9 protein-coding genes are annotated in these 12,471 nt (G+C 34.5%); 8 read left to right on the top strand and 1 reads right to left on the bottom strand.

The features are described 5' to 3' along the window. Window positions 1-11: 11 nt before the first annotated feature. Complete coding sequence (petA, locus tag HY04AAS1_RS07745) at window positions 12-563, bottom strand: ubiquinol-cytochrome c reductase iron-sulfur subunit (protein WP_012514572.1); 552 nt, start codon at window positions 561-563, stop codon at window positions 12-14. Window positions 564-719: 156 nt separating this feature from the next. Between petA and HY04AAS1_RS07740 the strand changes: the two genes are divergently transcribed. The 8 genes from HY04AAS1_RS07740 to coaBC all read left to right on the top strand — a co-directional run bounded on the left by HY04AAS1_RS07740 (window position 720) and on the right by coaBC (window position 12,465). Further along, window positions 720-3,488, top strand: a complete 2,769-nt coding sequence (locus tag HY04AAS1_RS07740) for an AAA family ATPase (protein WP_012514571.1) — start codon at window positions 720-722, stop codon at window positions 3,486-3,488. A gap of 45 nt (window positions 3,489-3,533) precedes the next feature. Next, entirely contained in the window at window positions 3,534-5,141 is a 1,608-nt protein-coding gene (gene dnaG, locus HY04AAS1_RS07735) for a DNA primase (protein ID WP_012514570.1), read from the top strand. 43 nt (window positions 5,142-5,184) lie between these two features. Next, window positions 5,185-6,921 carry an RNA polymerase sigma factor RpoD gene (rpoD, locus tag HY04AAS1_RS07730; RefSeq protein WP_012514569.1) on the top strand — a complete coding sequence of 579 codons (1,737 nt, stop codon included), beginning with the start codon at window positions 5,185-5,187 and terminating at the stop codon, window positions 6,919-6,921. Then, window positions 6,918-7,763, top strand: coding sequence for a zinc metalloprotease HtpX (locus tag HY04AAS1_RS07725; RefSeq protein ID WP_012514568.1), 846 nt, complete (start codon window positions 6,918-6,920; stop codon window positions 7,761-7,763). Before rpoD ends, HY04AAS1_RS07725 begins: the two co-directional genes overlap by 4 nt. A 14-nt stretch (window positions 7,764-7,777) precedes the next feature. Next, window positions 7,778-8,068: a 2Fe-2S iron-sulfur cluster-binding protein gene (locus HY04AAS1_RS07720; protein ID WP_012514567.1), complete on the top strand. Its 291-nt coding sequence runs from the start codon at window positions 7,778-7,780 to the stop codon at window positions 8,066-8,068. Window position 8,069: 1 nt separating this feature from the next. Then, window positions 8,070-9,518, top strand: coding sequence for a GspE/PulE family protein (locus HY04AAS1_RS07715; protein ID WP_012514566.1), 1,449 nt, complete (start codon window positions 8,070-8,072; stop codon window positions 9,516-9,518). A 130-nt stretch (window positions 9,519-9,648) separates the two neighbouring features. Continuing rightward, window positions 9,649-11,322: a transposase gene (locus tag HY04AAS1_RS07710; RefSeq protein ID WP_012514565.1), complete on the top strand. Its 1,674-nt coding sequence runs from the start codon at window positions 9,649-9,651 to the stop codon at window positions 11,320-11,322. 21 nt (window positions 11,323-11,343) lie between these two features. Beyond that, window positions 11,344-12,465, top strand: coding sequence for a bifunctional phosphopantothenoylcysteine decarboxylase/phosphopantothenate--cysteine ligase CoaBC (gene coaBC / locus HY04AAS1_RS07705; RefSeq protein WP_012514564.1), 1,122 nt, complete (start codon window positions 11,344-11,346; stop codon window positions 12,463-12,465). Window positions 12,466-12,471: the final 6 nt, after the last annotated feature.

Raw genomic sequence — 12,471 nt, 5'->3', positions numbered from 1 at the left:
CCTCCTTTTTATCAAGTATAAGGATCCCAGAATTTCTTAACAAAGCCTGGAGTACCTATCTCCAGCGTATTGCCGTTTAAAGCTTGTGGTGGTATACCAAGAGGTAACGGCGCTGGGCCAGATATGTTATCTCCCCAAGGTGTATATATACTACCATGACATGGGCAATGAAATACTGGAACATTGGAAGGATTCATAGCAGAATCACCATCTGGTTTCCACAGAGGAATACAACCAAGGTGAGTGCATTTGCCTATGATAGCGTAAACGTTGTGGTTGCCAAGTATATCCCTGTTGTGGTTTTTGTATTTGTTGTTTCTTTCTGGACCATTCCAGTTAAAAGGTGTTGGCAACATCATAACAAACACCGGAAAACCTTTCCAAGATGTGACCCTCACATCCATCGGTTTTAATTGAGATACATCGTAATCTACCTTTGATTGTAAAGCTGCTGCTGCGTTTGGTCCCAAACTTTTAAGTATGGGATAAGCTGCTCCTACTGCAGCCACAGCACCAAAGGCACCTACAACATATTGCATAAAATCGCGTCTTGACGCTTCCATAAGTACCTCCTATCAATCTAAAATTAACAGTATACCACAAAACATACAGTTTTTAAATATAACTTATATTAGGATTTTCTTATATAAAGAAATTCTTATAATCATTAAAGCTAAAGTTATAACATCAATTATTTTTTTTTATAAATTTATTATGCTATGAAAGGTATATTGGAAAAGCTTTTAGGAAAACAAAAAGAAGAAAACCCAAAAACTAAGTCTCAATCAATATACATAAAGGATATAGAAATTACACCTGGATACTTAGAACAAGACAAAGATGCACGTATAGAAGAGTACTGGGTAGAAACAATGGCCACCTCCGAGGACGGTTATTGGTTTTTGGCAGGTAGAAGACACGGGCTTTTTAGCTTGTACAAATACAACGGGGCTTTGGTAAGACTTCCAGCAAGACCACCATCCCAAGCGGTAGTAAATATCGTATTTAGAGATAGATTTCTTGCAATATCAAGTCCACCTTATGTTTCAGTGCATGAGATGATAGATCCATACAATCCAAAATCCTGGAAAAGCATAAAACTTACCCAAGAGGGTTTAAGACCGGCCGGAGGCTTAGATATAGGAAACGGTCTTCTTATATACGGAAGCTTATCAAATCAGGTAGTAATAGTAGAACTTGATTTTGATAAAGGTGTCATAGAACCAAAAAATATAATAAGACTTCAAGATTTTGATCAAATAAAATTTATAAAAATCCTAATAAATAGAAATATCATCATCTCTGGTCCAAAAAAAACGGTTGTTATCGACGTAAACGGAAACATTTTACAGGAGCTAAACATTCCATCTTCTTGTGCTACTTTTAAAGATGATATTTTATATCTGGTAGGCAACGAGTTGATAGGATACAACGTAGATACAAAAACAGAAGTTTTTAGATACCCACTCTCTTGCAATCCAAACGATATAGATGTGTATGAACATATAGCACTCATAGCCGACAAGGAAGAAAACAGACTAACATTTTTTGATACGAAACTTGGCCAAGAGATGGGAGTATTAGAAGACGGCGGATACTCCGTAGTGAAAGTATCTCCAGATGGTTCTATATATACATCTTTTGTAGATAGGGAAAACAAACTTTACTACCTTAGAAAGTTTGATACAAATTTGCTTGATCTATACTATCCAAAAGAACGCCAAGAAGCTATAAGAAAAAACGCTCAAAAGCTTTATAGAGACTTCAAAAAAAGGTTAAACAACAACGAAACAGAAGATATACCCGAGTTAAAAGAACTTAAGACCTTGATGTCTTATCCTTTTAAAGATATAAGAGAGCTTATAGAAAAAGCTGAAGAAGAGCTTTACCAAAAAATTATAGAGTTAAAATTTGAGGCTTTTAAAAGCCAAATACCAAACATAAACGCAAAAATTTACGAAGAGCTTCAAGAGTTTGGCAAAAACTTAGACGAAAGATATCAAGAGGCTTTTGAAAAACTTCAAAAAGAAGCTTTAGAATCTCTTAAAAATCTTATAGAAAAACATATTAAAGAAGTAGAGCAAGCGATATCAAAAAACTCTATAGCAAGCCAAATAGAAGCGGAGTCTTTGGAAGAGGTAAAAAGGGCAAGAGAGGTTTTTTTAAGTTTACCAAGAGATATACAGCCAGAGGCTTTTGATAGGTTAAGCAAGCTAATACAAAGGTTTATAATAAGTAGAAGGTTAGAAAAGTACAAAATCGAAATAGACAACAACACGGTAAAAATAGCGGATGTAAAGGTAGAGATACCTCAAAACATAAGAAAAAAACTAAGATGGCAACTAAAGTTGGAAGAAAAGCTCGTTATAGAACAGAAACTTTATTCAAAGGTCTCTTTTGTAAGAGAAGATGGTATCACCAGAGAACCAAAAAGATACAACAACTACCTTACTATAGATGAGATGAGGCATAAACCAAAATGGATAGCAAGATATCTATCAAAATTAAATGGGCTTTTTGGCTATCAAGATAGCTCTATCTTAAATCCCACCGTGAGCTTTGAAGACACGCCTTGGTTTGTGCAAAATTTGGCAATGCTATCAAAAGCCCTAAATGAGCAACTAAAATATAACGAAGGAATAGTAATTATAGAAGGGGATGCCGGTGTAGGTAAAAACTTCCTTATAGAGGTTTACTCAGCCCTTACCAGAAGACCTCTTTTTATAATACCTTGTCATTCGAAAATGGAGAAAGAGGATATAACGTTTGTATACGAATACGACCCAAAAATAGGCACAAAAAGGACAAAATCAAACCTTATAAAAGCTTTAGAAACCCCAAACGCCATAATCTTTTTCGATGAGATAAACACACTACCCACATCTCTTGTTAAAGTTTTTAACCCTTTGTTTGACTATAGAAGGTATATGTATTTATCTTACGATAGTATAGTAAAAGCAGAAAAAAATGTGCTTTTTGTGGGAGCTATGAACCCTCAAAACTATTTGGGCGTATCAGAGCTACCTCAGGATATAAAATCAAGGGCAGATATCCTTTACATAGATTATCCACCTTTTGAAGATGAAAAAGGCTTTTACTATCCAGACGAAGCCCTCATACTAAAAGATTATATAACGGGGTTCGAGGGTCTTACAAAAGAAGACTTCATATACCTATGGTACGAAAAAATAAACGGTATAAACCACGATAAAGCAATAAACGTATCTCAAATTACCATAAGGAATCTCTACAAAATTTTTGAGCTTTTAAAGATAGCGTCTTCTATTAGAAAAGCTTACAGAGATTATCAGTCTGGGCAATCTGAAGAAGCCATAGATTTCGTATTTTCTATGAGAGATACCATAAGATGTGCCAGGAAACTAAACGAAAGCGACAACGTAAAAGAGGTAGTAAAAACCACGATACTACCAAAAGTTTCAAATCTCTTTGAGAGAAAAAGCGTAGAAACGCTGATAGATGATACTTAACAAAACATCATTGACAATTTTAAAAGTCGGTTTAGCTTATTTACGATGTTAAACAAAGCTTATATGTTGGAAAAGAACAAAGCTGGCAACATATCAATAGAAGATGCCATAAAAAAGATAGATATAGTAAAAGAAATATCTTCCTACATAGAACTAAAAAGAAGCGGCAGCAACTATTTGGGAAAATGCCCTTTTCACGATGACTCAACACCTTCTTTGTCTGTATCAGAGCAAAAGCAAATTTGGAAGTGCTTTGGGTGTGGTAAAGGTGGGGATGTGGTAAAATTTGTATCTTTGCATGAAAATATCTCCTATATGGAAGCTCTTTCAAAATTAGCCATTAAATACAACCTACCCATCAATATAAAAAGTGAAGAAAAAAACCACAAGATATACGAAGTCATGAGTTTAGTATCTAACTTTTACCACGAAGAACTGACAAAAAGCCCAAAGGCTATGCAATACCTTCAAAAAAGAGAGATAAACCCAAAAACGGTAGAAATCTATGAGATAGGCTATTCACCGAACCATTACAAGGTGTTGGAATTTTTGCAAAATACATCAGAACATTATCTCGAACTTTACAAAAGCACACAAAACCTACACAAATCTTCAAATAGCATAAGGGATATATTTGAAGGAAGGCTTGTAATACCTATAAAAAATGCATCTTCAAACGTTGTGGGATTTGGCGGTAGGATTTTATACGAAGATAAATCTGCCATAAAGTATTTGAACTCGCCAGATTCTTTTATATTTAAAAAATCACAACTTCTATTTGGTATAGACATAGCCCTTCCTTACATAAAAGAAAAGGAAGAGGTAATACTGGTAGAGGGCTATTTTGACGTTATAAGACTTTATCAGATAGGCGTAAGAAACGTGGTAGCTCCCCTTGGAACGGCATTTACCGAAGAGCATGCAAAGACCATATCAAAATACGCCAAGACAGCGTATATAATGTTTGACAACGACAATGCAGGAAAAAACGCAAGTTTAAGAGCCGCCAAATATCTAATAGCCAAAGGTATAAAGGCCTTTTACGTAGAGATAAAAGACGCTAAAGACCCAGACGAATTTGGTATGAAGTTTGGAAAAGACGGCGTTTTGGAGCTTTTAAAAACATCAAAAAACATAATAGATTTAAACATAGAGTCAAAAAACATAGATACAGCCTTAGAGTTGGTTTCTTATCTCAAAGAACCAGAAGACATATTCCAATATAGTCAAAAACTCTTAGCGGTAGGATTGCCAAAACATATAATAGATCAATACGTTGGTAAAAAAAGTTTTGTAGAAAATAAAGAGCAAGGTGATATCTCTTACGAAAAAATACCTATGAAAGATAGGATACTCTTAAAAGCCTTAAAAGAGTGTGATATAGTAGACATAAACCCTTTAGACATAGACTGGCTTGACAAAAACTCCATAATAATAGCAGAAAAAATAAAGTATCAACAAGAACTAAGCGACGAAGAGTTAAAATTGCTTGAATCTGTTGATTACCTTACAAAAGATGCTCTTGAAAAATACCTATTAAAGACTGCCAAAGAACAAAACGCCGTTACCAAAGAAGAACTTATGAACATCAAAAATACACTTAGTAGAAAATCTTATATAAAGAAGTATTATTTTTCTCATGGTAAAAGTTAACTTTTATTTATATTTTAAATAGCTTAGTGTTAAAGGAGGTTGTATGGGAAAAGCCAAAGGCAAAGAGCATCTTTTAGAAATCGGCAAAGAAAAAGGCTACGTAACATACGACGACATAAACGAGTATGTCAGTGAGGACTTGGTAGAGTCCGATGAACTAGAGTCTTTATTCGACATTTTGTCTGAAAAGGGTATACAGATTTTAGAAGATGAAGCTGAAGCCGCTATACACCACGAAACCGATAATGAGATTTTAGAAGAAGACGACGAGATGATAGTATCTGCTAGCATAGTAGAGGCAGATTTAAAGAACAACGATTCCGTAAGATACTATCTAAAAGAGATGGGCAAGATAGCTCTTCTTGGAAGAGCAGATGAAATAGAACATGCAAAATACATAGAAATGGGTAGAAAGCAGCTAAGAAGAGGACTATTAAGGACATCTTTTTTAGTGGATATGGTGCTAAGATATTGGGCTAAAGTCTGCGATGGAAAGATGAGATCTCAAGAGATACTTGATATGCAAGAAGAACACACAGACTACGACGAGTACGAGGAAGCAGAACACGTAGATTCTGTGTTTATAGAAAAGGGCATAGAGCTTGCTAAAAAATATAAAACAGTAATAGAAAAAAGGACATTATTTTTAACATACAAAGATAAGAAAACAAAAGCAGAATACTTAAAGGCTCACGCTGAAATGAATAAAACGTTAAAAAGTATAAACATCAAGTTTTCAAGATACGAGAAAATAGCTGATGAGTTTATAAAACTATGCAAAGACTACAAGAGCAAATTAAATTCTTTAACTATACAAAAAAGAAGGTTTGAAGCCGTACATCCAAATGTGGAAGAACTTTTATCTTACTACGATAAAAACAAAGAACTATTGAATAAAATAGAAAAACACATGCCTTTTCATACTTTTGAGATAAGCAGGTCAAACTACTTAGCCCTTCAAAGAGAAATAGAAGACATAGAAAGACGTTTGGGAGTGTTACCGGAGGAGCTTAACAAAATTATAAACATTATAGAGCAAGGTAGAAAACGCGTAAAAGAATCAAAAGACATGATGGTAAAATCAAACCTAAGGCTTGTAGTATCGATAGCTAAAAAATACATAAACAGAGGCCTTCATTTCTTAGATCTTATACAAGAAGGCAATATGGGACTTATGAAGGCTGTTGATAAATACGATTACAAAAAAGGTTTTAAATTTTCTACATACGCCACATGGTGGATAAAACAAGCTATTACAAGAGCTATAGCTGACCAAGCAAAAACTATACGTATACCAGTGCACATGATAGAAACTATCAACAAAATTTCTAAAGTATCCAAAAAACTATTCCAAGAGTATGGTAGAGAACCATCCCCCGAAGAAATAGCAAAAGCTCTAAACATGTCTCCAGAAAAAGTAAGGAAAATATTGAAGTCCATTCAAGAGCCTATATCTCTTGAAACACCTATAGGAGATGACGAAGATACCCATCTTAAAGATTTCATAGAAGACTCAAGCATATCAAACCCAGAGGAAGCCACAGCCAGAAGACTTCTAAGGGAGCAAATAGAAAAGATTATCAATACACTCTCAGATAAAGAAAGAGAAGTAATTATGTATAGATTTGGATTGGTAGACGGTATAGAGCACACGCTGGAACAAGTAGGGACTATGTTTAATCTTACCAGAGAGCGAATAAGACAGATAGAATCAAAAGCTATAAGAAAGATAAGACATCCAAGTAGAGCAAAGTATTTAAAAGATTTTGAAATAATATGATGTTCAAAACAGCAATATTGCTTGGTATCTTAACAGGCGTATTTTTAGCTGTAGGTTATATGATTGGAGGTCAAATTGGCCTTCTTTTCGCACTTATTTTTTCGGCTTTTACAAACTTTATAAGCTATTATTATTCAGATTCTATAATACTTTCCATGTATGGAGCAAAAGAGCTAACTCCACAAGAAGCACCTACCCTTTTTAACATAGTAAAGAAACTAACCCAAAGGGCAAACTTGCCCATGCCAAGGTTATACATAATAGATATGGATCAACCAAACGCCTTTGCTACTGGAAGAGATGAACATCATAGCGCTGTGGTAGTTACTACGGGGCTTTTAAGGCTTTTGAACGAAGATGAAATAATGGGCGTTTTAGCTCACGAGCTTTCTCATATAAAAAATAGAGACATACTTATAGCAACAATAGCAGCCACTATAGCTGGTGCCATAAGCGCCCTTGTAAATATTTTTCAATTTAGTCTTATATTTGGCATAGGACAAGACAGAGAAAGAAATTCAAACCCTATAGTGGCTTTGCTTCTTATTATCATAACTCCTATCATAGCTTCTATAATACAGTTTGCAATATCAAGATCAAGAGAGTTTGCTGCAGATACAACGGGAGCTCATATATGCGGATGCCCACTTTCTTTAGCAAAAGCCTTAAAGAAAATACATGATTATGTAGAAAGAGTGCCTATAGAAGTAAATCAAGGCACAGCTGCATTATTTATAGAAAATCCAATGGGAAGCATAGGACAGCTTTTCTCTACCCATCCACCCACAGAGGAACGCATAAAAAAACTCGTTGAAATAGCAAAAGAAATGGGACAAATTTAGAAAGGAGATGTATTATGGCGAAACTTATCGTAAATAAAAAGGTTATAGGAAACTTTGACGTAGGAACAAAATTTCAAGATATTCATGACCTTATAGAAAAGGCTGGTGTTGAATTTGGATGCACCGATGGCCAGTGTGGAGTTTGTGTAGCTACGGTATTGCGAGGTCTTGAGGCTTTAAACGAAGTGTCCGAAAAAGAATCAGATACTTTGTGGCGTATAGGAGAATACGACGAGGATAGAAGGCTTACCTGCCAACTTGAAATAGTAAAAGACACAGATGTTATAGAGCTTCAAACAGATTAAGATGCAAGGCTATGTGGAAAATAGCACGTTAGATTTAGCCAAACACTTGAGGTTTATGCCCATAAAAGAAGACCAATACACTCTAACGATAGAGGTATCTAGCAATCAAGATTTGGCTTTTGTAAAAAATATCTTATATTTTTATTTAGACAAAAAGATAAAAACTGCGGTTTTAAACGAAGAAGAGTTCTTAGAACATTGGAACAACTTCTTATCCCAGTCCTATCAAACTTTAGAAGATCAAGATGTGAAGCTGGAGTTTGAAACTATAGACATTGCAAAAGATGAGCTTGAAAGCCCCGCTATTATATTTGTAAACAACATCTTATTAAAAGCCATAAAAACAGGAGCTTCTGATATACATATAGAGCCCTACGAGAAAAACGTTTTGGTGAGAATGAGGATAGATGGCAAGCTGGTGGTAGTGGAGGAGCTTACCAACGGCTTTTATCAAAGTGTACTTTCCCGTATAAAGGTTATAGCAAATATGAACGTAGCCGAAAAAAGATTGCCTCAAGATGCAAGATTTAGAATAAAGATTTCAAAAAAAGAGATAGATATAAGGGTTTCTACGATACCTTCTTTGTTTGGGGAAAGGGTAGTGCTTAGAATATTGGATCAATCAAATACGCCTCTTGATTTGGAAGAAATTGGGCTTTCAAAAGAAGCTTATGAGGATATACTGGACATACTTTCAAGACCATACGGCATAATACTTGTCACAGGACCCACAGGAAGTGGTAAATCCACTAGTTTATACGCTTTTTTAAAGAGATTAAAAAGCCCATCAAAAAATATAATAACCATAGAAGACCCAGTGGAATATCAAGTAGAAGGCATATCACAAATTCAAGTAAATCCGAAAGTTGGTCTTACATTCGCATCTGGGCTTAGGTCTATATTAAGGCAAGACCCGGATATTATTATGATAGGAGAAATAAGGGACAGAGAAACCGCTGAAATAGCTATCCAAGCGGCTCTTACTGGACATTTGGTACTTTCTACCCTTCATACCCAAAACGCTTTATCAAGCGTTACGAGACTTTTTGATATAGGGATAGAACCTTTTCTAATAGCTTCTTCCATAGAAGGACTTATAGCCCAAAGGCTTGTAAGAAAAATATGTCCTTACTGTAAAACTTCTTACAAACCTTCTTACGTAGAGATCAAGGAGTTAGGTTTAAAAGAAGGAGATTATACATTTTACAAGGGGCTTGGTTGCGAACACTGTATGCAGTCTGGCTATAAAGGGCGTATAGGACTTTTTGAAGTGATAAAAGCAGATGATAGACTAAAGAGTCTAATATCTCAAAATCCCTCATGGGAGTATATTAAAAGCCATATACAATACAAAAGTCTGTTGGATGATGGCATAGAAAAAATATTAAATGGTATCACATCCACAGAGGAAGTGCTTCAAGTGTGCAAGATTGAGGCTCCTAACTGTTAGTACTTTCCTTCTTTTTTCTACTCTTTTATGCTTGAAAAAAATTAGATCTTATGCTACATTTAAAGTATGTACAAGATAAGAAAATTTTCTAAGCTTACAGGTATATCGATAACTACATTGAGAAAGTGGGATGAAAAAGAATAGCAAACAATCTCTAGCTCAAAATACCGAGTTAAGAACCTTTTCTATTAGAATAAAGTCTGATAAATTAGAAAAGAAACTAAAGAATATCTTATTCGCATACAAGCACTTTGAAAATATACTGCTAATACTTATCAACCAAAACTACAATCTATATAAAGAAGATAAAGATACAAACGACTTTAATTTGCTAACTTCTCCACAACTTATGAGAAATGCTTTGTATGAGTACAACTCTAAGCACTTAACACAGGTAGAGTATCTCAAAAACAAATACAAAGACAATCAACTTTGGCAAGCATTGAAAGAAACTGCCAAGAAATTAAAATCACATAACTTACTTCATATCATAAACAGAGTAAAAGCAAACTTTAAAACTTATTTTACTAACTTAGAGTTATGCAAACAAAATCCAAGTTTATTTCAAGGAATGCCTAAGCCTCCTAAACCAAAGAAGCTTTCTAAATTAACAAACTATTCCGTAGAATTGGATAAATACTGTTCTTTATCTTTTGCACATTTAGAAAAGAAAAATTTAGTAGGTATTAATTTGTCTAATAGCATAGTTTATATACATATAAATAAAGAGCAGGTTAAAAAGCTAACAGATATAAACAAGTTATACTCAGCAAGAGTTATATACGATAATGGAGATTTGTATCTACAAATTAGTTATTTGAAAGAACTTAAGAAAACACAAACAAAGCAACTTAAATACGCCAGCATAGATATAGGGATAAACAATCTAATGGCAGTGTTTATAGACGATGAAAATACTCCGTCATTAATAGTAGACGGCAAGCCTTTTAAACATTACAATGCAAAGTTTAATAGACTTGTAGCTAAGCTTAATGAATCAAAATCTAAAGAGGTATTAGAATGGGGTGTATCAAAAACAGGAACAAAATATCCTGTTAAATATACAGAGAAAGGTAAGAGAATTGGTAAATTTATTTCGTTCTTATACTCAAAAAGAAATAGGTTTTTTACAGATCAATTTCATAAAATGGCTAAGCGTGTAGTTGAGTATTTACACCTAAATGGAGTATCTGAACTTTTTGAACTTTTTATATCTAAAAACTTAGCACAGCTAAAGAGCAATGGAGAGTGTGAACTAAGTAAAGCTGTAAAACAGAACCTCATTCAAATACCATTTATAAAGCTAATCAGATACATAGAGCAAAAAGCCCAAGAGTATGGTTTGCATTATATAGACGAGAGATACACATCTAAGACAAGTTGTATAAGTGATGATATAAAGAGTATCCAAGTGTGCTCCAAGCATTTCTTAGAGCTAAGGGGTGCTTCTGCCTGTTTATCAGCATCGAAACGCGTTGATAACGCTCTAGATAGTCCTCACTTGACTAATGCTTTCAAAGGAAAGCGTGTTAAGAGAGGTTTATTCTTGGATACTGTTATAAACAAAGTATTCAATGCTGATATTAACGCTGCCGTAAACCATATCAAAATAGGTACTGGTAAATGTTTTGTTTGGTTAAAAGACAAACTATTTAAGCTTTGTAATCCCATTAAAATCAAAAGCGACTACGAATTTTGTGAGCTCTTAAAGAGTTTGCAAAATAGTGTGTCGGGTAAGTCTGTGTTTTATAACACGGAGGCGCCGCAATCTAACAGGTTGGTAGAAAATGTCAGCTTTTGTTAGGTGTAAGTCGGCGGAAAACCAGTGAACATACTAATTGGTATTACCGGCGGAATAGCCTGCTATAAAACCTTAGAACTCATTAGGCTTTTAAAAAAGAAAAATCACAACGTAAAGACCATCATGACAAACTTTGCACAAGAGTTTATAAGCCCTATGATAGTAAAAACCCTATCCCAAGATGAAGTATACACAGACTCAAACTGGAAAGAAAAACCCCTTTGTCATATAGATTTAGCAAGGTGGGCAGATATATTTATGATAGCCCCTTGTACTATAAATACGCTATCAAAGCTAAGATACGGCATAGCCGACAATTTGCTTACTACCACAGCTTTAGCGTATAAAGGTTATATACTTTTGGCTCTATCGGCAAACACGGTAATGTATGAAAAAGATATTACCAAAGAACACATAGACAGTATAAAAAACTACAAGTTTAAAGTCATAGAACCGATCTATGGGCTTCTTGCTTGCAACGAAGAAGGCATAGGCAAAATGGTAGAACCCCAAGAGCTTTTGTTTTATATATACAGTGCCAACGAAGAGCCTATTTTTAAAAACAATCAAGCTTTGGTGATAGGAGGGGCTACAAAAGAGTATATAGATGACGTTAGGTTTATATCAAATGGATCTTCCGGTAAAATGGCAAGATACCTTACAATGGGACTTTTATCTTTGGGTGCTAAAGCAGACTTTTTAGATGTATCAAATATGGATGTGGAAAGAGCCTACCAAAAGATATTGGAGATATTTGATAGGTACGATATTGTTGTAATGAACGCCGCTATCTCAGATTACAAGGTATCATCAAAGCACAACGGGAAAATCAAAAAAACCCAAGATAAAATTGTATTGGAGCTTTTAAAAACAAAAGATATATTAAAAGAGTTGGGGATTAGAAAAAAACCATATCAAAAACTTATAGGCTTTGCTTTAGAGGAAAAAGAACATCTTATAGAAAACGCCAAATCAAAGCTAATAAACAAAAATTTAGACGCAGTAGTGGCAAACCCTATATCCGTTATGGGCTCTGAGGAATTTGAAGGTTATGTAATTACAAAAGATGATGTCAAGAGTATACCAAAAATGCCAAAAGACATTGCCAGTATAGAGATTTTAAAAGCTTTAAGAAGTATTTTATGATGATTT

Origin of the sequence: Hydrogenobaculum sp. Y04AAS1, from assembly GCF_000020785.1 — a bacterium.
In the GTDB taxonomy this organism is placed as follows: Bacteria; Aquificota; Aquificia; order Aquificales; family Aquificaceae; genus Hydrogenobaculum.
Note: the sequence above shows the minus strand (reverse complement) of the source record. Positions and strands in the feature narration are given on the sequence as shown.